A 22004-nucleotide genomic window follows, 5' to 3' on the forward strand; every position below is an offset into this window, starting at 1 on the left:
CCTCCATTACATTATGCACAGTTTTCCCCGCTTTCTCCGCAGGGCGTCTGCCTTCCAGTTTACATGAAAATACCCACTATTGCACTGCTATCACCCAGTAAACCCTTGAGCCGCGTGTAGTCAATTTGTATAAACAATGATAAACTTAAACGAGAACTGAAAAAAAATGAAAAAAGCTTGCAAGGTACAAGATTTACTGACAATTGAACAAATAGTAACGTTTTAAAGCATTATCGACGATTGTGCGGGAGGACGGATATTTTTTGAATGTCTGTAGTGTGAAGAACGCGCTGCGCTTGCAGCAACGGGAGGCGCGGGATTCCCTGGACCGGCTGACGCGGCAGGAGGCATCGGCTGTGGCCAGTCGGCATGCAATTGAGGCATGGGAGCAGCTTAGAATAGACAGAAACGGAGATAGGCTGACGGTATTTAGCTATCTTTCTTTTGGCAGCGAGATTTCTACGACTCCCTTTATCGAGCATTGCTGGTCACGGGGGGACCGTGTGCTGGCTCCGAGAGTGGACCCGGTGACCCGGACCATGGAGCTGAGGCAGATGGGTCAGCACGGCGATATCGTGCCCGGCATGTGGAACATTCCTGAGCCTGCGCCCACATGCGAGAAATGGGTGCCTGAAATGTGGTCGGAAATCGACTGGGTTGTCGTGCCGGGTTTGGCTTTTGACCGTCATGGTGGCAGAATCGGCTACGGCGGGGGCTACTATGATCGTTTCACCGTACAGGTAGAGGCGCAGAAGTGTGACAACGGCAATGCAGGTCCGCTTTATGTTTCGCTGCTGCTGCCGGGACAATTGCAGGAGCAGGTACCCATGGAGCCGGGAGATTTGAGGGTGGATGTGCTTTTTACCCCGGAAGGTCCCATACATTGCGATATTACAAAGTCAGAAAAAACAAACGATGAATGAAGCGAAGTATGGCGTGTGAAAGGAGCTGTGAGGGAGTCGTGGATTCCTTTACTCATTTTAACGAACAGGGACGAGCTCGTATGGTGGATATTTCGGGCAAAGCATCCACGGTTCGTACAGCAGTCGCCGTGTCGCGGATTACGATGAATCCGGCTACGCTCACGGCTGTGAAAGAAGGAAGGATTGGCAAGGGCGATGTTCTTGCTGTGGCCCAGGTCGCCGGGATTCAAGGCGCGAAAAAAACGTCGGACTGGATTCCGATGTGCCATCCGCTGGCCCTGACGGGCGTGAATATTACGTTTTCTGATAACGGACATGATGTGCTTCATATTGAAGCCGAAGTGAAGACTGAGGGCAAGACAGGTGTGGAAATGGAAGCTTTGACAGCGGCTTCAGCCGCAGCGTTAACCGTGTATGATATGTGCAAGGCGCTGCAAAAAGACATGATCATCGGCCCTACCATGCTGCAATCGAAAACAGGTGGCAAGCATGGGGATTTTCAAAGGGAGGACCACCGGGAGCCTTGACATAGCCATACATGTCGCCTAGAGGGTACTGTGATGTGATGGAGGATGCAGCGTGGCTGTTTCTGATTTTCAGAAGAGAAAGTATTCTTTCATGATAGGAGAAGGGTGATCTTATGGTGTGGAAAACGGCGATCCTGACAGCCAGTGATAAAGGGGCGAGGGGAGAGCGGGAGGATACAAGCGCACAGGTCATCCGGGAACTCATCGAAGAAGAACTGGGCGGAGAGATTGTGGAGTACCGGATCGTTCCCGATGAACCGGATGAAATTATTGCGGCTTTAATCGAAATGACCGATTATTTTCATGCAGACCTGGTGCTGACGACGGGTGGAACCGAACTGGCGATCCGTGATGTGACACCCGAGGCGACTCGGCGGGTCGTGGAACGGGAAGTACCCGGCATGGCAGAGGCGATGCGTATGATTGTGATGCAGAAAAATCCGGCGGCCATGCTTTTTCGTGGCATCGTAGGGATCCGGGGGCGTACGCTGATCGTGAATTTGCCGGGAACGCCCAAGGGTGTGCATGAAAATTTGGCGGCTATTATGGATCAGTTGCCAGAGGCGCTTCTCATGGTGACAGGCCAGTTCCGGTAGAAGGCAGTATACTGAGTGTGATATGATATCCGTAAGAATTTACATGACTGTATGCGAGCAAACCATACAAGAAACATACAACGGACAAGTAGGGTACCCATAGTTGCGTCTGTGTACCAGATGCTGGTTCTTGTTTGTAGTTTTTGCCCGTCAATATAAGGAGGATAACACTCATGCCTAATATCGGAGCACCGGGTTATATCTTGTTAATCATTCTGGCGCTGCTGCTATTCGGACCGAACAAGCTGCCTGAGTTGGGTCGCGCTGTAGGGCGTACATTCCGTGAGTTTAAAAACGGAGCACGTGATATTTTGTCTGAAGACCAACGGGCTGAACACAAAGACAGTAAGGACAGCGTAGTCAAGGCATCCCAGACAGCAGCTCCAGAAGTGCAGCCCCAGCCAGAGGATAAACGGTTGTCTTAGGTTAGTTTCATTGTTAATGCTTTTACAATTTCAAGAAGAGCCTCTTCTCCAGGGAAGGGCTTTATTTTTTAGGAGGCGCATCTGCGTCCAATCAAGGAAGGAGGAATGAGTGTGATCCCGCCAGAGCATGAAATGCCGCTCATGGAGCATCTAGGCGAGCTACGCCGTAGGATCATTTATGTGCTGAGTGTATTTGTTCTGGCACTGGCTGGTGGTTTGTTCGCCGCAGGTCCTGTCTATGACTGGCTTATTCGCTCCGGTTCGGCGCAGGCTTTTCAGCTGAATGCATTTTCCTTCTGGGACGGAATAGGCATCTACATGAAGATCGCCATGCTGATCGGAATTGCGGTTGCACTGCCGTTTGCATGCTACCAGCTGTGGAAGTTTGTTAGTCCCGGCTTGCGACCGCAAGAACGGAATGCGACTTTGCGGTATGTGCCTTATGTGCTGCTGCTGTTTGTGATTGGTGCAGCTTTTGCCTATTTTATTGTTTTCCCGATGGCGATTCAGTTTACCTCGTCTGTCACTAAAAGCATGGGACTGCATGAAACGTACGGTATTGCTCAATATTTCACCTTCATGTTTAATATTGTGCTGCCTGTGGCTTTATTGTTTGAACTACCGCTGCTCATCATGTTCCTGACAGGTATTCGGGTACTCACTCCGATGAGGCTTCGCAAATGGCGGAAAATTTCTTATTTTCTGCTTGTTTTTGTTGCTGTCGTCATAACTCCCCCGGATTTTATCTCCGACTTTCTGGTGGCGATCCCGTTACTGGTACTGTATGAAGTGAGTGTGTACATGTCGGCAGTGGTATATCGCAGACAGTTGCGCGCTGACGAGGAACGGGAGGCACAATTGCGTATAGCGCCAGAGCGATAATGGGCAGGAACCCGAATTTCCGTGCAAAACGGTATTTTAGGGTTCTGGAGCTGCATGGCAAGTTGCAGAACATGAAGATCAGGGATCAGCAGATCATTAAAAGCAGCAGCTTGGCTGACTTGAAAACAGCTCATAAAAGATAGCAGCTTCGTTGCATAAAAATAACCATTAGCCTGAGGTAACGGTTATTTTTATGACGGATGGATATAATCGAGAAGGGCCGTCCATAAAAATTCCCATAAAAAATACATAAGGGACTTGAAATTCAATCTCAAGTTGAGTATCATAAAGTTGGTTGTTAGCACTGACGAGTGTCGAGTGCTAACACATACAGCATAACAACCGTATAACGGAATAAAACACTTAATAAGGAGGCTATTTTTTCATGATCAAACCTTTGGGTGAACGCGTATTGGTGGAGGCAATTGAGCAAGAGACAACGACTTCCTTCGGAATCGTACTTCCTGACTCTGCTAAGGAAAAGCCGCAAGAAGGCAAAATTATCGCGGTTGGCGCAGGCGCATTGAAAGACGGTGCCCGCATTCCTCTGGAAGTAAAAGAAGGCGACCGTGTAATCTTCTCTAAATACGCTGGAACGGAAATCAAATATGAAGGTAAAGAATATTTGATTATGAAAGAAAGCGATATCCACGCGATCATTGGTTAACCGGAATCCGGACAAGACCTGAATATAGGAATCGAACAAATCATTCATAATCCATGGGAGGTTTATCGTAAATGGCAAAAGACATTAAATTTAGTGAAGACGCTCGTCGCTCCATGCTTCGCGGGGTAGATGCATTGGCTAACGCTGTTAAAGTAACACTCGGACCGAAAGGCCGTAACGTTGTACTGGAGAAAAAATTCGGTAGCCCGCTCATTACCAATGACGGTGTAACGATCGCAAAAGAAATCGAATTGGAAGACGCGTTCGAAAACATGGGCGCTCAACTGGTTAAAGAAGTAGCAACCAAAACCAACGATGTAGCTGGTGATGGTACGACAACCGCTACTGTTTTGGCTCAAGCCCTCATCACAGAAGGTTTAAAAAACGTAACTGCTGGAGCAAGCCCAATCGGTATCCGTAAAGGGATCGACAAAGCGGTTAAAGCTGCTGTTGCTGAACTGCAAGCCATCTCCAAGCCAATCGAAAGCAAACAATCCATTGCACAAGTAGCCGGTATTTCCGCTGCTGATGATGAAGTAGGCGAACTGATCGCTGAAGCTATGGAAAAAGTGGGCAAAGACGGTGTGATCACGGTTGAAGAATCCCGCGGTTTTGCAACGGAGCTGGAAGTGGTTGAAGGTATGCAGTTTGACCGTGGCTACATTTCCCCGTACATGATTACAGATACGGACAAAATGGAAGCTGTACTGGACAATCCGTATATCCTGATCACAGACAAAAAAATCACAAACACACAAGAAATTTTGCCTTTGCTTGAGAAAATCGTACAACAAGGCAAGCCACTCGTGCTGATCGCTGAAGACATCGAAGGCGAAGCGCTGGCTATGCTCGTTGTTAACAAACTGCGTGGTACATTCAACGCTGTAGCTGTTAAAGCTCCAGGCTTTGGTGACCGTCGTAAAGCAATGCTGCAAGATATCGCTGCCCTGACAGGCGGTCAAGTGATCACGGAAGAACTGGGTCTGGACCTGAAAACTGCTTCCGTAGACCAACTGGGTACAGCACGTCAAGTGCGTATTACGAAGGAAAATACGATTGTGGTTGACGGCGCTGGTAACAAAGCCGACATCGACGCTCGTGTTAGTCAAATCCGTACACAACTGGAAGAAACGACTTCCGAGTTCGACAAAGAGAAGCTGCAAGAGCGTCTGGCTAAATTGTCTGGCGGCGTAGCAGTTATCAAAGTCGGTGCGGCTACTGAAACAGAATTGAAAGAACGCAAACTGCGCATCGAAGATGCCCTGAACGCAACCCGTGCTGCGGTTGAAGAAGGTATCGTATCCGGTGGTGGTGTAGCGCTTCTGAACGTATACAAAGCCGTTGCAGCCGTTGAACTGCAAGGCGACGAGCAAACAGGCGTGAACATCGTGTTGCGTGCTCTGGAAGCTCCAATCCGCACGATCGCTGCTAACGCAGGTGAAGAAGGCTCTGTCATCGTTGAGCGTCTGAAACGCGAAGAAGTTGGCGTAGGCTTTAACGCAGCTACTGGCGACTGGGTAAACATGATCGACGCTGGTATCGTGGACCCTGCAAAAGTAACTCGTTATGCACTGCAAAACGCTGCTTCCGTAGCAGCAATGTTCCTGACCACCGAAGCAGTTATCGCTGACAAGCCAGAACCAGAAAAGGCAGCAATGCCTGATATGGGCGGCATGGGTGGAATGGGCGGAATGATGTAAGTAAAAGGCTAAAAAGCCTGTAATACCGCTATTTAAAAGGCTCCCGAGAGGGAGCCTTTCTTCATTAAATCACGAAAAAATCACATTTCTTGCAAAGAGAGATGATCTTTCGTGAAATTGAAGTTCAATATATTTGCAAAGTGAATTCTTATTTTCTCATTTGCGTCCTTTTTCATCTTATCTGTGACGTGTGTGTAGATCTTTAGAGTTGTTTCCAGGTCATCATGTCCCACACGCTTCATAATCGTTTTTAGGTCTACTCCAGCCTCTGAGAGCATGCTTATATGGGTGTGTCTGAAGATATGGGGAGTACTTCTTTTTTGATTGATGTTTTCTTTAAGATTCTATCCATTCTAATCAAGATGTTTTTTTGGATGAATGGATATCCATTGTCACGACAGAATACGAAATCCTTGTCATGATAATCAGGGTACATTTTTCTGTTTTCCTGAACTATTTTTTGCTGTCTATTTCTATAATCGGCAAGCAAGTTCATAATGGTTTCGTCCAAGTCGAAAGTGCGGATAGACCCTTTAGTTTTAGGCGGAGTGAGTTTATATAGCTTCATATTGTTTTGCTCATTATATAGAGTCTTGGTCACTCGTATTTCATTCGTTTCAAAATTAATATCCGTCCATTTTAAGGAACATAGTTCCCCTGAACGCATGCCTGAAAAGGCGAGAAGATAAAAACGCTCTAAATCCATTGGTAGGCCATGCAGGTATACTGCCTGAAGGAACTCCGTTATTTCAGGCTTTTCTAAAAATTCGTCTTCAATGGTCGTATTTTCAATTTCTTCTACAGTCAGCATTTTGGCTGGTATGACTGCACCGGTGCAAGGATTATCCAATCGCATTTTATTTTTTATCGCATATTTCATAATCATATTCGCAGTGACATGTACCCCTTCAATTGTGGTTCGGGCATATTTTTTATCATCGAGATCATTGAGTATGTTTTGGTATTGCTTATGCGTTACCTTGTCAATATTTACTTTGGGAATGTATCTCACCAAAATTTTAATTTCTTTGCTTCTTACTCTGACGGTGCTTTCTTTAACCTTTCCTTCAGAGTAGGTTTTAAGCCAATCCCATGCAACTTCCTCGAAAGGGAGCTTTTTTACTTTCTTGGCATCCACGCCATGTTTAACAAGATCATCTAGAACTTTTTGAGCACGAGCAAGAGCTTCCTTCGAGGTATCTGCTTGCGCTTCCCCGTCACAGGATCAGGAGGGCCCTCCAACGTACATATCCATTTATATCCCTGTTTGTTATTGGCCTTAATTTTAGTATAAGATGCCATGCAGTCTATCTCCTTATACATAAGTACAAATGTTCGGTTTAATGGTGAAAAGAAAAGCCCTTGCGGGCTTAGCGGTTTTTGAGCTTCTCAATGTCAGCTTCCAAACGAAGCTGACGACGATTCAATATATCTATGCTGTGTTCATGCGTATTTAGATCAGTGGCAGCCTTTCGCTCGAAGCTGCTCTGAGAGGAATCAATTTGCTTGGTGATCGTCAGGGTTTCCAGCACCGCTTGCTTGATCAGAGGGATATCTTTCGTTTGTTCCTCGATTTTGGTTAGGCGTTTATTTGTGTTCTCTTGACTTTCTTTAATGGATTTAAGCTCAGCTAGAATTTGATTCAATATTTGTTCGCTCATGAAGCGTTCCTCCTTTAAGTGAATCACTGTAATTATTGTACCATTTCAGAAGGGGATAGAAATTTCTACTTTCAGGAATTTTACTTTGCTGCTTTTATGCCGAACGTAGCCATATTGTCATCCTGAATTTTAAATCTATATTTCACTTTGTTTCTATCAGTGGCTCCCTCAAAGTCTTGTAGATTGACATCGTTCGCTAAAAGTCCTATATCTTTCAGGACATCTTGTGCATCATTATAACTGTAATTACTATTTGTTGTCATTATTAACGTGATGATGGCTGTCATTAAATTTCCACCAGTCTCCTCTTTGAAACCTCCATTTGCTATAAACATAACTTCCTGTAATTTTTGATTGGAATCGATTGTACCTACCATGCTTAAATCGTCATTAAAAGTGTATTGAAATGTCTTGGAATCTATTTTCAATCTGGATATGTGCAAATAATCCAACTTATATTTTTCAACAACGGCATTGAATGCTTCCGTAAATTCCTCGGCGCTCATACCAAACACATACATACCTGAATCTGAAGGCGAAGTCGGGAGAACCTCGCTAGTCTCAAACACTTTTGGTGTTTCAAAGGGTGCTTGGGTATCTACTGTAGTAACAGTAGTTTGCTGAGATTCATCTTTTGGGGATGAGCCCACTTCATAGAGTCCTACCAAACTTGCGACTAAACAAATAGCTGCGGTTCCGAACTGCTTTGGAGCTTTTCCATTCTTCTTTTTTAAGGATAGAATAGCAATCGGAATGTAAACAATAAAAGCTATTAGCCCTCCAATAGCTGCAATCGTACTTATAACGTCTCTCATAAAACTCTTCCCTTTTATAACCCCATCGGTTGGGGGAGTTGCTCATTTCGTCTTGCTAAAATTATTATCGAATAATAATTTTAATTATGTAATACTTTGTAAGTTTTTACATAATGATAATAAACTATGGCTGTTCTATCATGAAGTAAAAACAACAGGAGTAGTCAGCATGATAGTAACGTGCGTAAAAATCCATGATCGGGATGGGACAGACTCGGATTTTGTCGAAATTTCGCTATACGATGTGAATTACATTGATTTGTGGCAGCCAACCAAGAGTAAGGAGTCATGTCCTGCCTACCATACCTCAACAGGCTCATACATAGGTTTGAGAACGCTAAAGGACGTCTCAAGGGCTTATGCTAAGTATGGCTTCAAATCCTATGATCGCTCAACGGTTGTGAACGAGAACATGATTAAGCGTACTGAAACGGATGCTCATGGTAGTAAAATATTCTTTGATGATGGTAGTTTTGTAGGAATAAGAACAAAACTATAGGCTTGTCAATCCCCCTTAAACATGGTTTAACCCCCCTGAAATTGGCCCTTGAAGCCGCGTATTTCGACAGACTCCGACCACCGAGCGATGCTAAAGTTAATCCTGCAAATGGTTGTACAACATATTCACCAGCAATTCGACAATGAACGAATATATATGAACCTGTGGGGAAGATCGGCATAAGTAGTTCGCGGTATAGCGAACTATTACCCGGTCGGAGTGACGTAGTGTCACTCAGTGCTGCTGAATTCGATTCGCTCATAAAGATCATCCATATGGCACCCGATAGCTGCTGCAATGTTCATAGCAGTTGTTAGAGACATCAAGCGTCTATTATTGGCGTACTCAGAGATTTGAGACTTGGTAATCCCAGTCACTTCACTCAGCCATTGTTGATCTTTTCGTATTTCACGCAATCTTTGCTTCAGCAGGCAACGACCAGGTTTTATGGCCATGATCATGCCTCGCAGAGCCTCGACGATCCTGCAAGGGGATAGAGGGACATACTGCTCAGTGCGCGCAAGGGGAAGCCCAAATATGTGGCCGCGAACAAGGATAGATCCTTGCATTCATTAGGGGCACCCGTAACGCACAGCGGTAGATCGGTAGCGGTATGCAGGCTGCGGTTAAACGGTAAGTCATTCCATGCGGGTGAGAGTGGACCCCGCCCACATTTTACATGGCACGTGCAGGCAGTAAGGAACCAGTTAACCAGAGGAAACATTAACAGCCTGGTCAGAACCCTTGTGCGGTTCAATTCCGCAGCGTGCCATATTAGGATAATGGAATCATTGTCCAATTTTTTGTTGAACAATTACAATAAAAGACTTATAATGTAAATGTATATAACTACCTGTAAAAAACTTTATTGATCATGATACTCTAATAGTTTCTATACATACTGGTTGATTGATAAAGCATGCAGGAAAAAAATCAAAGAAAGTGGGCTTATGAGTATGAAAAACATTAAAAAAGCTTCATTATTATCTGTTTTGTCTTTAGCTGTTGCAATTCCATTAACTGCTTCTGCCGCAGCCACTACGGAAGTTACACCAGCTACAACTGATTCAGCAGCAGTTTCCCAATCTGCAAACGAAACGACCGATGTGAATACACCAAAAGAGGGGGATCATGTTATTACTCCTCAAGCCACTGATCTTAGAATTGATAATGCAAAACTAGAGGGTACAGAAATGTCTAAGTCTTTCAGCATTCCTGCAGGATACGGGTATGTAAAAGTATGGGTGAATAATACTGGCGACCAACCGATTAAGATAACAGTAACCCAAGGCTCAGGTTCAGGTACAGTAAAACTTAGCGGAACCGCAGATGCACATAATCAATGGAGTTCTCCTGTTAACAGTAATGCTTGGTCTACTGGTACATTCTATGTTAACCTCACCAGTGGTAAAGCTGATATGTCGGGTAAACTTTCAGTTCGTGTAAGTAGTACAAAGGGAGAATTGGAATAATCAGTTTTTTTATGATTATTGATAAGGTCGACCAATGGGTCGGCCTTTTTATATTAAGGAGGGAGCTGCTTTGTTCCACGATCAGGAGACAGGAAAAAATGAAGGTATCCATAGAAGGTCTCTGCATTCATTGTGACAAACCATCAACGCATGTTTCATTGGGTATTCGGTTCTGTACTGTATGTGTCCAGGCTATGAAAAACGGTGAGGATATGGACAAGCGTACTGTTTGGGACGAGTGATATCGAGAAAGTGAGCAAAAGCCAGCTTATTAGGGCTTAATCCTTCATTTTCCGATATTGTCCGGTTTTTGTTCTTTGACGACCATTTTCGGTAATCAGTAAAATGGTCTTCTTCTTTAGTTACTAAGTACAATTGCTTTTATGCAACAGCGCAGCGTTTTGCATCCCGCTTGCGGGAATAGATCCTATCGCTGTTTATTTTTTCGGGTTTTAAATAAGCATTGCTTTGGTGCTGTAAATACATAGGCAGATACAAGTCACTCATTTGGGTGGCTTTTTTTATTGCCTTTTGAAAGGATTTTAGTCTTGAAGAAGAAGCAGAAGAAAGGAATTTTGCTCCCGTTGAAAGGACCACCAAAACAGCCGAAGAAATGTAAAGGTTGTGTATGGGGTGCATGGGATGGAGTTAAACAGTTTTGTTTTTGGTCTGACTGTGTGAAAAAGGATAAGCCGTCTTAATTGTCGAATCTTGGAATTAGGCAAAATTTTAAGGAGGCATACTATTTGAATGTTTTAAAAGGAGCAGACGTTGATTTGTGGGGTACTGTAGGAGGGAACAAATTGCTATTACTTTTGACTATGATAATAGCTTTGGTTCTAATGTTTAAGGTTTTCTTTAGACCTTTCAACAGAAAAACTGTAATTTCCGCTTTAGGAATCTTAGCCCTTATAGGCATTTGGGTTACGTTTTTCCTTGATTAAGAGGCACCCATTGTGGTGCTTTTTCTTTTGCCCTCATACGACAAAATATGAGCCGTTTTGAGCTTTCTTCCTTTGCTCAGGAAAATGCCGGAAGGAGTACAACAAAGAGCAGAGAGAGGGCATACACACGCTCTGACAGCCTATCAACCTGCTACCCGAATAGCGGAAACCAACTCAACTCAAACAGGGGGTTACTCAGATGGATTTTGAACCGAAAGACCAAAAGGATATACGCGTCACCGATGCTGATGGAAATGAGATTTTGTTCGTAGGTGAACTGACATTCCGCAGGCCGTTGGAGGTTGCTTATTTTAGTTATCAGGTGGTGGAAGACTAATGGAAATCAGAGTCCTACCAATAGAGAAAATCAACGCAGCGGCATACAACCCGCGAGTCGATTTACAGCCCGGTGATGCCGAATACGAAAAGCTAAAGCAGTCCATTGAAACATTTGGCTACATTGAAAGGTCATGATTTCTCTCCCTTATGCATTGACTAAATGACAAGCAATATGTATGATGAGTAAGGCAACATAAAAGCAACTAAAACAACAATTATACTATAGTTAAACAAACAGAACGAAGTGAAAAACATGCGAGGTATCGTACAATTTGAATGTGAATGAGGGATATGCTTGGGAGAGGGTATGATCAGAAAGTCTGGGTTTACTTGGGAGATGAAAGGGTTAGTTATTCCTTCTGTGCTACAAATGCTTGTTGCTAATTCATTTTCGTTAGTGAATATGCTAATGATGACCAATCTAGGTGATGGGGCGGTGGCTGTTACTGCTGCTGTGGGCAGAATCAGCTTTATTTTATCGATGATCCTTACGGCAGTCTACGGGATGACCGCGTACATAACCCAGTACCATGGAAAACAGCAGCATACGCTTATGCGAGCAACATTCGGTTTTATGCTGTTGACGGGAATTTGCATCAGTCTTTTGTCATTTGTTGTAGTATGGATTTGGAAGGAGCCGATTCTTTCTCTATTTATTAAGGACGATGAGCTACTGCCGCTTGGTATTCAATATGTCACGATTATGGTTTTTGTTTTTGTAATCAGTGCGATTAGAGATGCTTATGCCCAAGCGCTGGGATCTTTGGGGAAGGTTAAGATAACGTTATATGTCGGTTTATGTGCAATGGCGATTAATATTACACTCGACTATGGGCTGATTTACGGGAAGTTGGGTTTACCCAACCTGGGTGTTGCAGGAGCGGCATGGGGAACGTTGATAGCTTCAGGTACGAGTCTTCTGTTTTTGTTTGTTTTCATTTATTGCAAATCGTATTATTTAAATATTCGATTCCAAGAGCTGTTCAGTTTACCTCTGATACTACGCAAGCAGGTGGTGAAAACGATAACCCCACTAGTGTTTCATGAAGGAATGTGGTCGATCGGAAATATGCTGTATGCCGTAGCTTTTGGATCATTAAGCATCGCGGCATTGACTACATTCCAGCTTGCGAATACGCTACAAGGGTATTTTATGATGGGGATTCACGGATTTGCCTACGCGGCAAAAGTGATGATCGGACAAAAGCTGGGACAGGACAAGCAGGAGCAAGCGCTGGATTATGCTCGCAGATTTACTCGGATTTCGGTCATTGCGGGTATAATCGTTAGTGTTGTCATGATGATGGTTTCGCCGTTTGTGTCCTTTATTTTTCCTTACTTAAGTGAGGAGGTTCACACTTCTTTAGGAAATATCCTTCTGCTGCAGGCTGTGGCAATGACCGCATTTTTCTTGAATAATGTATGGATTGTCGGTATGTTTAGAGCAGGTGGAGATAATTTGTTTACGATGAGCATGATTTTAATTACAACATGGGCCATTGCATTACCGGCAGTATTTGTTGGGGCATATGTGCTCCGTCTGTCGCCGGAATGGGTGTATGCATTATTTTTGTGTGAAGAGATAAGTAAGGCCTTCATAGGGTATAAACGTTATCGCTCCCAGAAATGGATGCGGAATTTGGTTAAGAATGTCCCTGAGACGCCTTCCTCGGCGTTATCTTTATAATGTCCAAGTGAGTGTCTAAATGCGTGGGAATAGTAGCTAGGAAGAATAGGAGGATTTGCAATGTCTCTTGCGGGTGAAGAAAGAAAGCTAAGTATTATGAACATGCTGAACGAGCATGGGAAGGTCATTGCGGGCGACCTGGCACGCATGTTCGAGGTTACAACAGAAACGATTCGTAGAGATTTGGATGAGCTGGAGAAGGAGAATAAGCTCAAGAAGGTGTATGGCGGTGCGATCAAGCTGAAGGTAGAGGTAGAGCCAGCATTGTTTGAAAGAGCCTGTATTAACCAAGAGGCGAAGGAGAAAATTGGATATCTTGCTTTTACACTAATTGATGATCATGACGTTATCTTTATAGATGAAGGCACGACACCGCTTCAGATTATCCCGTATCTATCTCAGAAGCAGCAGGTTACCGTTCTAACGAGCTCGATCTCTGCCATGATGTCCTTGATCGAGCTCAAGAAACGAGAGCAATTCGATGGCCGAATTATTATGCTTGGCGGCGAAGTGAGCGTGAAGCATCTCCGTGTATCAGGTGCTATTGCAGAAGCAAATATGTCGGATTTTTTTGTGAATAAGGCATTTGTAACTGTAGATGCCTTATCGATGGAGCATGGATTTACAAGCTATGACTATGAAAAAGCAACGTTAACTCGCAAATGGATTCAGCAGTCGGAAACGTCTATTGTTCTGGCGGATTCATCAAAATGGTACAAACGATCGATGGTTAAGATATGCGACTTCGAGAATGTCGATGTGGTTATTTCGGAACTGGAGCCTCCATCAGAATGGAAGGCCCAACTGGAAGACTCCAATACAAAATGGATGATGCCGAGTGAATCATATACGTGAGGCTTGATTCAGGCGTAAAGCTAGTAGAGAAGAAATTCCTTCTCTACTAGCTTTTTTTGTGTTGTTTGTTGTTGTGTTAAATTTGTAATCTCTATGTTAAATATTTGGGATCGCATTGTATTGATTGTTTTTTAGCAGTAGAATAATAAAAACAACATAAATAAAAATAAAAGCAATAAAAAGCATTTTTTTATTGATGTTCATGATTTTGTGCTTCAGCAGGTTCCTAAGTAAACGGATGACTACAATAACAGGAGTGGTGACGATGAGAGACGCAGTGTATTTAGACAAAAGCAAACGAAAGTACAAAGGGAATTTGCACTTACACACAACATGGTCAGATGGATCGCAAGAGGCGCTGGATGTTGTCGCTGCGTTCAAGGATAAGGGCTACGACTTTATCAGTATAACGGATCATGATGTATTCGTTCGTACGGCTGAATATGATACGGATTCTTTCATCGTGCTGCCAGGCATGGAAAGAGGAGGTTTGAATCACGTGCCGGATAAAGACTCTGGCTACCACTTTGGAGTGCTGGGTGATCCGACAATAGAGTCGGAGAAGGAACAATTTCATCATTTGCAATCGTTTGAGATTCCCATTCCTTGGGAGGGATCACAATCTCCGCAGAAGCTAATTGATGAAATGAGGGCTCATGGAAATCTCGTCATTTTCAATCACCCGGAATGGCATTTGACACGTTTCGAGGATATGGTTCAGTACGATGGATTTTTTGCGATTGAAATATACAATCATGCCACGGAATGGACGCCAAGTTCGTCTTATGGGGCGGCCTACTGGGATCATGCGCTTCAAAATGGCAAGCGTGTGTTTGGGATCGCTGCTGATGACTCGCACAATCATGACCCAAACAGCAAAATTGCTGAGTATGGGGGCGGCTGGATTTCTGTCGAGGCGGAGGAGCTTTCGCAGCAAGGGATTATAGATGCACTAAAGAAGGGACAGTTTTATTCCAGTTCTGGACCTGAGATCCTGGATTATCGTGTAGAGGATGGGTTCGTCAACGTTGAGTGTTCGCCCTGCCAATATATTATGTTTAAAGCATTTCCACAACGCGGGCCGTTCCTCGTGCAATACGAGACAGGTGAGCTGATGACCTCTGGAAGCATGATGATTCAGAAGGACATGCAATATATTCGGGTCGAATGTGTGGACGAGAAGGGCAGAGTGGCATGGTCTAATCCGATCTTTGTGGGAGATTTGGCGGAGGAGGAACAACAATGAGAGATGCTGTTCTTTTGGATGCTGTCTGTCAAAAGTATAAAGGAAACATTCATGCACACTCTGTTCGCAGTGATGGCGAGTATACCGTAGAGCAAATGATAGAAGCCTATCGCTCTAAGGGCTATGATTTTATGTGCTTGAGTGACCATGAGATCTATTTTCATAGCGATGCGTATGACACGGAAACGTTTATTATGCTGGACGGCTATGAAATGGCTTGCGAGATGGAACGTAATACGACCGGTCAGCAGTATCATCTGCATGGACTTTTGGATCGCTCATTGTTGGCAGAGAAGCCTTTTCAGCATGATGAGGAACATGCAAAGCCGGATTATGAGAGCTTGGATACCATTCAGCAATTGATTGATGAAATGAGGAGCAAAGGAAATCTTGTCATTATGAATCATCCCGAATGGTCTAAAAATCGGGAAGAGGATTTGCTTAAACTTGAGGGCTATGCAGCGATCGAAATCTATAATCACCAATCCGAAATCCAAGAGGCGGTAGGTTATGGTGTATCCTACTGGGACTATGTACTTAAGCGAGGCAAGCAGGTAAACGCAATCGCCTCAGATGATGCTCACGGGGGGCCGACTGATATGGTGGTATCGGAATTTTATGGAGGTTGGATAGCTGTAGAGACCGATCAATTAGAGCAGCAGGCGATTATCGAGGCCATAAAAGCAGGTCATTATTATAGCTCCAATGGTCCCATGATCCATGATCTTCGCATTGAGAACGACAGGTTTAAAGTCAAATGCTCTCCTGTACGAAGCATTCGTTTTATTACTTTCCCGGACAATGGCTTGGCTGAAATGGACCCGACGAGCCAATGCATCACCGAAGCCGAATATCTCATTCAAAATAATGAGCAATATGTGCGCGTGGAATGTGTCGATGCATCGGGCAAAGTAGCGTGGAGCAATCCAATCTACCCGAAATCTGAGCGGCAGTTATTGGAGGAGCTATGAGCAATCCGTATTTATTATTAACACCGGGTCCCTTATCCACAACCTCAACGGTCAAAGAGGCGATGCTAAAGGATTGGTGTACTTGGGATCATGAGTATAAGGCGATTGTCGAGCAGATTCGTCTGCAACTATTAGAGGTTGGCCGCACTTCTAACGAGCACTATGCCGCTCTGTTCATGCAGGGCAGTGGCACCTTCGGTATTGAAGCGACGCTTGGATCTGTCATCCCGAGTGACGGCAAGCTGTTAATTTTGCAAAATGGCGCGTATGGGAAGCGCATCGAGGAAATCGCAAAGGTGCTCAAAATTCCCCATCTATCTCTTGTATTTGAAGCTAATACGCAGGTAGATCCACAAGCAGTGGAGAGGAAACTGGTTGAGGATGAAGCTATTACACATGTGGCCATGGTCCATTGTGAGACGACAACAGGTATTCTGAACCCGCTTGAAGCGGTGATGGACGTAATTAAGCGAAATAATCGAATTGCAGTCATCGATGCAATGAGCAGCTTTGGTGGCATTCCGATTGATGTCGAGGAGTTGCAAATCGACTTTATAATAAGCAGTTCAAATAAATGCATTCAGGGCGTTCCAGGCTTTAGCTTTATTCTATGTAAAAGGGATGAACTCATAAAATGCAAAGGAAGAGCGCGGTCGTTATCGCTTGATTTGTATGACCAGTGGGAGACGATGGAGAAGGATGCTGGCAAATGGCGCTTTACTTCGCCAACGCATGTCGTGCACGCGTTTGCGCAGGCGCTAAAGGAGCTAGATGAAGAGGGCGGCGTGGAAGCCCGTCATACGCGATATCGGACCAACCAGCAAATCGTCTTGGAAGGGTTGACTCAAGCTGGCATTACGGCCTACTTGCCAAGGGAGCTACAGTCTCCCATTATTACAACCTTCTTGTACCCAACACATATCCCTTTTGCATTTGAACATTTTTATAACTTCTTGAAGTCGGCTGGTTTTGTCATTTACCCTGGCAAATTAACAGATGCTAATGTATTTCGAATCGGGAATATAGGGGATGTGCATGCCAAGGATATGGAGCGATTAAGTGAGCAAATATTACGTTATGTTGGAGTGACCAAATATGAAAATTGAAGGCATTATTTTAGATTGGGCAGGGACGACAGTTGATTATGGCTGCTTTGCACCAGTGCAGGTATTTATGGATATTTTCAAGGAAATGGGCATCCCATTAACAATGGAAGAGGTTCGGGTTCCAATGGGGCAACTGAAGCGGGATCATATTCGATCGTTGCTCCAAATGCCAAGAATAGAAGCTTCTTTTCAGGTGAAATTTGGCCGTAGTTATACGGAGGCGGATATTGATGAGCTGCATGATCGATTTGAACCTAGACTGCTGTCTATTCTCCCGCAATATGGGAAGCCAAATCCACATGTTGTAGAGACTGTACATCAATTGAGACAGCAAGGCTTAAAAATTGGAGCAACGACAGGCTATACTTCGACTATGCTTTCCATAGTGGTGAAAGCAGCGAAGAAATATGGCTATGAACCCGATCATTGGGTAACTCCTGACCAAGTTATGGATAAAGGCAGACCTTATCCGTATATGATCTATGAGAATATGAAACAGCTTGGCCTGTGTCATCATGCTCAAGTGGTTAAGGTCGGAGATACGATTTCTGACATTCAAGAGGCGAATAGTGCTGGTGTATGGGCGATTGGCATTGTGAAAGGCAGCTCTATGCTTGGTCTTACGGAAGCTGAGGTAGAGCATTTGTCTCCAGAGGAAGAAGGCCAGATTATTGCTGGTGTGCGTAAGAACTATATGGAAGCGGGAGCGCATGCCGTTATTAAGGACATGTCCCAATTGCCTCTAATGATTGAGCAAATCAATGAACGATTGATGAATAAGGAGCTGCCTTATGCTAATCCGCATCAATAGTCGTATAGAAGGAGATATCAATGGAACGGATGAACGTCAAGCTTGGCAAGATGAGCATCTAAGTGAAGAGACGCTTGCTGTCTTGGACCAGGATAGCAAGCTCTTTCTTCATCAGTCGATGTCCACGCCATGTTTAAATGCCATTGTAAGTGCAGAGGGAATATACATTGAGGATGTGGATGGACGCAGAGTAATGGACTTTCATGGAAATAGCGTTCATCAGGTGGGTTACAAAAATGAGCATGTAATGAATGCCATCATTAAACAGATGCAGCAACTGCCATTTCTGCCCCGCCGATATACGAGCCAGGTTGCGATTGATCTGGCACAGAAGCTGACCGAGCTTGCACCGGGAGATTTGAACAAGGTGCTATTTGCACCCGGAGGTACAAGTGCTATTGGAATAGCACTAAAGCTTGCACGCAGAGCAACTGGTAAGCACAAAACCATTTCGACGTGGGATTCCTTTCATGGCGCAAGCCTGGATGCAATATCGGTTGGTGGCGAAGCTGTATTCAGGAGTGGGATTGGACCGTTGATGACTGGAACAGAGCATATGATGCCTTATAACAGCTATCGTTCAATCTTTGGTGAAGGAGAAACGGCTGCTGCCAAAAATCTGGACTACCTATCCTATATGTTGGAACGAGAAGTTGATGTGTGCGCTGTCATGCTTGAGCCCATTCGCAGCACGGATGTACAGATTCCAAGCGTTGCCTATATGCAACGACTTCGTCAAATCTGCGATGATTATGGCGTGTTGCTCATATTGGATGAAATACCGACGGCATTAGGTCGTACAGGCAAAATGTTCGTTCACGAGCATTATGATATTGTTCCAGATATCGTTGTCATTGGTAAAGGTTTTGGAGGCGGGATTTTTCCGATGGCGGGCATCGTTGCGAGAGAGTATTTGGATATTGCGGGCGACATTTCACTCGGACATTATACCCATGAGAAAAGCGCTGTAGGCTGTGCGGCAGCTTTGGCTACCATTGAATACATCGAAAAGGAAAACCTGCTTGACCATGCGCAAAGTATGGAGAAATGGCTGCTTTTTCATCTTGGGGAGTTGCAGAAGAAGTATGCCGTAATAGGTGATGTTCGGGTTAAAGGCATGCTTGCGGCAATAGAACTCGTATCTGATCGCGAGACAAAAGAGAAGGAAGTGACAGGCGCTGAGAAAGTTCTCTATGAATGCTTGTCCCGAGGACTAAGCTTCAAGGTATCCAGCGGAAATGTCATTACGCTTGTCCCCCCACTAATTACCAGTATTACACAAATGGAGGAAGCTATTTTGATTTTGGATCAATCGCTGGAGCAAGTGTTCACAAAAGGAAAACAGATTAATAACTCTTAAAAACAACATGAATACAATTAAAAATAAAATAAAACAAATAATTGATGTGTAATTGACACGGTTTTTACAATTCTCCGTTATAGTTTAGTTATGCCAGTGATAGCTGGAAAACGAGGAGGGTTTAGAAGCATGAAGAGGCTTGCACTTGGATTAGTTAGTATAATTACAAGTATTACATTGTTAGCGGGATGTAGTACAGGCTCAAATTCTGGTTCGGTTACAGAGTCTTCTAGCAATGATGGGAATATGAAAGAGATCGTGATCTCCGTTCGCGAGAACACATGGGGAGCGCGTAAGGACAATTTTATAGAAGCAGAAAAGCGTTTGAACGAAGAATTGAAGTCAGAAAATGTACAGATCAAAATAGACTGGTGGCCTGGCGTTGGCGATGATGAGCTGATTTTGCAAGCGCAAGCCAAAAAAGTAGCAGATGTGTTTATTAACTCCAGCGTAGATATTGGGTGGCAGTTGAACGCCGGTCTAATCCGCGATGTGGATTGGGTTGGGACATCAGATGTGTTCAAAAACATGCCAAAATCCTACGATAACATTATGAAGTACCAAAACCACTATTATGGCGTTATTCAGGATATGGACGCTTCTCCCGTATTCATTAGCCGAAAGGCACTGGAAGGCTTGGGCTGGACAGCCGCGCAAATCGATGAGCTGAAGGCTCGCGTTGATGCCGGCAGTTTTACATTCGGTGAGCTTGTTGATCTTGCAGATGCGGCTGTTAAGCAAAAGCGTGTTAAGGTAGGCTTTGGAGTTGAGGATACCCGATTTGAGGGCTGGAATTATACATTCGGCAACTTCAATTATAATGCGGAACAGAACAAGATGGTGCTGTCGCCAAATACGCAGAAGGTCTATGAGTTTTGGTATGACGCACTTCAGCGCGGCGTAGTCACGGAGGGGATTGCTGATATTGATACGGACAAGGCTGCGGAGCTGTTCATTAAGGGCCAGCTATTCGCTGAATTTGCCCGTACTGAATTTTATCAAGTCATGCGTAAGCAACTTGGCATGGATGATGACTTGGCTGGCTATGAAAAATGGTTTAAGGAAAATGCCATCTGGATTCCGGTTCCGTCAGTTCAACAGGGAGGAAAGCCTGTATCCTACAGCAATCCTGCGATGATCTATGTAGGAGCTAATGTGGATGATGAAAAGATGCCTTATGTTCAAAGGCTGATTGAGCATGTGCTGGATGCAGATTTGCAGATTAATCATACGCTTAAGAGCGGCAAGCTGCCTGTAACGGCGGCAGCACAGGAGGATCCGCGCTTCCAAAAAATGAGCTTCTACAAAGATCATGCTTATTTAATCAATTTTACGAAAACTCGCCCGGCTCAAATGGATTATGCGGTCTATATGAAATCTTTTACGCTTGGAATTGATGCTATTCTGACAAAAGGTCAAACAGCATCTCAAGCCTATGAGCTATTCAAAAAGGATGTACAACAAAATGTACCAGCGGACAGTCTCATTGTAGAATAACGATGATACAGAAAAGGTGCTCTGCTTGCATGAGCACCTTTTCTGTATATTTTCTTTATAGGAAGCAGGTGCAGATCTCATTATGGAGATCCCAGTGGCTTTGGCCAAGACGGCTTACAAGAAGCCTTTTACCAAGAAAGTGTACCCATATTTATTCATTATGCCCTTTGCTCTTCTGGTGCTAGTCTTTTTTATTCTTCCGGCTATTGCGACCATTATCATGTCCTTCACGAATTTGAATGCATCAATGAAAATCAACTTTGTTGGTTTGGACAATTTCAAGCGAATATTTTCCGATTACAGCATGCCTCAAATTTTATGGAACACCTTCATATTTGCAGTTGTTACGCTCGTGTTCTCTTTGTTCTTTGGTTTATTTATATCGATTGCGACCCAGTACTTCTTAAAAGGTAAATTTACGGCAGTCATTTATCGTGTCCTTTGGTTAATTCCGAGCATCATTCCTGCTGTTGTATATGTTACGTTCTGGAAATATTTATTTGATCCTACGGATGAGGGGTTTATCAATAAGGTTCTGCTCTTATTCCAGCCAGATGGCGATCCCATTTCGTGGTTTACGAAAATCGCTATGGCTGTCGTGATCATTGCTACCATTGTATCTACAACTTCAGGCGGCATGATTCTGTTATCGGCTGCAATTAGCTCCATACCTGAAGATTTGTATAAGGCTGCCAAAGTAGATGGAGCAAGTGAAAAATCGGTCATCACTAAAATTATCCTTCCTTCATTAAAATGGCCGCTAATGTATATTACGATATCCGACCTTATCGGTTTTGTGTCCTCCTATTTCTTCATCTTACTACTGACCAATGGCGGGCCTATGCGAGATACGACAACGTTATCTTTATATGCGTATCAGCAGGCCTTTAATTTAAAATATTATGGCTACGGTGCCGCTCTTTCTCTTGTGGTAGTTCTGATCTCGCTTATTTTGACATTATGGCTGCTGAGGCTGTTTGATTTCGATGAAATGATCAAGCCATCACGCATTGAAGATTAG

Annotated in this window: 26 protein-coding genes; 21 read left to right on the forward strand and 5 right to left on the reverse strand. The window is 44.1% G+C overall.

Features of this window, described 5'->3' with window-relative positions; genetic code table 11:
• The first annotated feature begins 263 nt into the window (after positions 1-263).
• The 7 genes from NST83_RS06085 (at position 264) to groL (ending at position 5720) form a co-directional block, all read left to right on the forward strand.
• A complete protein-coding gene (locus NST83_RS06085; protein WP_342416969.1) occupies positions 264-923 on the forward strand; it encodes a 5-formyltetrahydrofolate cyclo-ligase in 660 nt (219 codons plus the stop codon).
• Positions 924-961: 38 nt separating this feature from the next.
• Positions 962-1450: a cyclic pyranopterin monophosphate synthase MoaC gene (gene moaC, locus NST83_RS06090; protein WP_137061965.1), complete on the forward strand. Its 489-nt coding sequence runs from the start codon at positions 962-964 to the stop codon at positions 1448-1450.
• A 113-nt stretch (positions 1451-1563) separates the two neighbouring features.
• Entirely contained in the window at positions 1564-2046 is a 483-nt protein-coding gene (locus NST83_RS06095; RefSeq protein WP_013309212.1) for a MogA/MoaB family molybdenum cofactor biosynthesis protein, read from the forward strand.
• A gap of 173 nt (positions 2047-2219) precedes the next feature.
• The gene (locus NST83_RS06100; RefSeq protein WP_137061966.1) at positions 2220-2471 is read left to right on the forward strand and encodes a twin-arginine translocase TatA/TatE family subunit; all 252 of its coding nucleotides are present in this window, start codon (positions 2220-2222) and stop codon (positions 2469-2471) included.
• Between the two features lie 111 nt (positions 2472-2582).
• Complete coding sequence (gene tatC / locus NST83_RS06105; RefSeq protein WP_137061967.1) at positions 2583-3353, forward strand: twin-arginine translocase subunit TatC; 771 nt, start codon at positions 2583-2585, stop codon at positions 3351-3353.
• 385 nt (positions 3354-3738) lie between these two features.
• Positions 3739-4020, forward strand: coding sequence for a co-chaperone GroES (gene groES / locus NST83_RS06110; protein ID WP_007429271.1), 282 nt, complete (start codon positions 3739-3741; stop codon positions 4018-4020).
• Positions 4021-4091: 71 nt separating this feature from the next.
• Positions 4092-5720, forward strand: a complete 1629-nt coding sequence (gene groL / locus NST83_RS06115; protein WP_013309215.1) for a chaperonin GroEL — start codon at positions 4092-4094, stop codon at positions 5718-5720.
• 80 nt (positions 5721-5800) lie between these two features.
• Here the strand turns inward: groL and NST83_RS06120 are convergent, their stop codons facing one another.
• The 4 genes from NST83_RS06120 to NST83_RS06135 form a co-directional block, all read right to left on the reverse strand.
• Positions 5801-5998 (reverse strand): tyrosine-type recombinase/integrase, encoded by a 198-nt coding sequence (locus tag NST83_RS06120; RefSeq protein ID WP_342416970.1) that lies wholly within the window; start codon positions 5996-5998, stop codon positions 5801-5803.
• Positions 5999-6000: 2 nt separating this feature from the next.
• Complete coding sequence (locus NST83_RS06125) at positions 6001-6858, reverse strand: tyrosine-type recombinase/integrase (protein WP_342416971.1); 858 nt, start codon at positions 6856-6858, stop codon at positions 6001-6003.
• Between the two features lie 232 nt (positions 6859-7090).
• Entirely contained in the window at positions 7091-7381 is a 291-nt protein-coding gene (locus NST83_RS06130; protein WP_342416972.1) for a hypothetical protein, read from the reverse strand.
• 80 nt (positions 7382-7461) lie between these two features.
• Positions 7462-8196 carry a hypothetical protein gene (locus NST83_RS06135; protein ID WP_342416973.1) on the reverse strand — a complete coding sequence of 245 codons (735 nt, stop codon included), beginning with the start codon at positions 8194-8196 and terminating at the stop codon, positions 7462-7464.
• A gap of 169 nt (positions 8197-8365) precedes the next feature.
• Here NST83_RS06135 and NST83_RS06140 point away from each other — a divergent pair, with 169 nt between their 5' ends.
• On the forward strand, positions 8366-8695 hold the full coding sequence (locus tag NST83_RS06140; protein WP_342416974.1) for a LytTR family transcriptional regulator DNA-binding domain-containing protein: 330 nt from the start codon (positions 8366-8368) through the stop codon (positions 8693-8695).
• Between the two features lie 230 nt (positions 8696-8925).
• Here NST83_RS06140 and NST83_RS06145 read toward each other — a convergent pair whose 3' ends face one another.
• Positions 8926-9150 (reverse strand): helix-turn-helix transcriptional regulator, encoded by a 225-nt coding sequence (locus NST83_RS06145; protein WP_342416975.1) that lies wholly within the window; start codon positions 9148-9150, stop codon positions 8926-8928.
• A 501-nt stretch (positions 9151-9651) separates the two neighbouring features.
• Here NST83_RS06145 and NST83_RS06150 point away from each other — a divergent pair.
• The 13 genes from NST83_RS06150 (at position 9652) to NST83_RS06210 (ending at position 22004) form a co-directional block, all read left to right on the forward strand.
• Positions 9652-10167, forward strand: a complete 516-nt coding sequence (locus tag NST83_RS06150; RefSeq protein WP_342416976.1) for a hypothetical protein — start codon at positions 9652-9654, stop codon at positions 10165-10167.
• A gap of 746 nt (positions 10168-10913) precedes the next feature.
• The gene (locus tag NST83_RS06155) at positions 10914-11111 is read left to right on the forward strand and encodes a hypothetical protein (protein WP_342416977.1); all 198 of its coding nucleotides are present in this window, start codon (positions 10914-10916) and stop codon (positions 11109-11111) included.
• 199 nt (positions 11112-11310) lie between these two features.
• Positions 11311-11448, forward strand: coding sequence for a hypothetical protein (locus NST83_RS06160; protein ID WP_342416978.1), 138 nt, complete (start codon positions 11311-11313; stop codon positions 11446-11448).
• Entirely contained in the window at positions 11448-11585 is a 138-nt protein-coding gene (locus NST83_RS06165) for a hypothetical protein (protein WP_342416979.1), read from the forward strand. The genes NST83_RS06160 and NST83_RS06165 overlap by 1 nt, the downstream gene beginning before the upstream one ends.
• Positions 11586-11757: 172 nt before the next feature.
• Positions 11758-13137: an MATE family efflux transporter gene (locus NST83_RS06170; RefSeq protein WP_342416980.1), complete on the forward strand. Its 1380-nt coding sequence runs from the start codon at positions 11758-11760 to the stop codon at positions 13135-13137.
• Positions 13138-13197: 60 nt separating this feature from the next.
• Positions 13198-13992, forward strand: a complete 795-nt coding sequence (locus NST83_RS06175; RefSeq protein WP_342416981.1) for a DeoR/GlpR family DNA-binding transcription regulator — start codon at positions 13198-13200, stop codon at positions 13990-13992.
• 265 nt (positions 13993-14257) lie between these two features.
• Positions 14258-15238: a CehA/McbA family metallohydrolase gene (locus NST83_RS06180; protein WP_342416982.1), complete on the forward strand. Its 981-nt coding sequence runs from the start codon at positions 14258-14260 to the stop codon at positions 15236-15238.
• Positions 15235-16209 carry a CehA/McbA family metallohydrolase gene (locus NST83_RS06185; RefSeq protein ID WP_342416983.1) on the forward strand — a complete coding sequence of 325 codons (975 nt, stop codon included), beginning with the start codon at positions 15235-15237 and terminating at the stop codon, positions 16207-16209. The genes NST83_RS06180 and NST83_RS06185 overlap by 4 nt, the downstream gene beginning before the upstream one ends.
• A complete protein-coding gene (phnW, locus tag NST83_RS06190) occupies positions 16206-17315 on the forward strand; it encodes a 2-aminoethylphosphonate--pyruvate transaminase (protein WP_342416984.1) in 1110 nt (369 codons plus the stop codon). Before NST83_RS06185 ends, phnW begins: the two co-directional genes overlap by 4 nt.
• Positions 17305-18126 (forward strand): phosphonoacetaldehyde hydrolase, encoded by an 822-nt coding sequence (gene phnX / locus NST83_RS06195; protein ID WP_342416985.1) that lies wholly within the window; start codon positions 17305-17307, stop codon positions 18124-18126. The genes phnW and phnX overlap by 11 nt, the downstream gene beginning before the upstream one ends.
• Positions 18107-19486, forward strand: coding sequence for an aspartate aminotransferase family protein (locus NST83_RS06200; protein ID WP_342416986.1), 1380 nt, complete (start codon positions 18107-18109; stop codon positions 19484-19486). Before phnX ends, NST83_RS06200 begins: the two co-directional genes overlap by 20 nt.
• 129 nt (positions 19487-19615) lie before the next feature.
• Complete coding sequence (locus tag NST83_RS06205; protein WP_342416987.1) at positions 19616-20983, forward strand: hypothetical protein; 1368 nt, start codon at positions 19616-19618, stop codon at positions 20981-20983.
• A gap of 82 nt (positions 20984-21065) precedes the next feature.
• A complete protein-coding gene (locus NST83_RS06210) occupies positions 21066-22004 on the forward strand; it encodes a sugar ABC transporter permease (protein WP_342416988.1) in 939 nt (312 codons plus the stop codon).

It is taken from the genome of Paenibacillus sp. FSL R10-2782, assembly GCF_038592985.1.
Taxonomy (GTDB): Bacteria; Bacillota; Bacilli; order Paenibacillales; family Paenibacillaceae; genus Paenibacillus; species Paenibacillus terrae_C.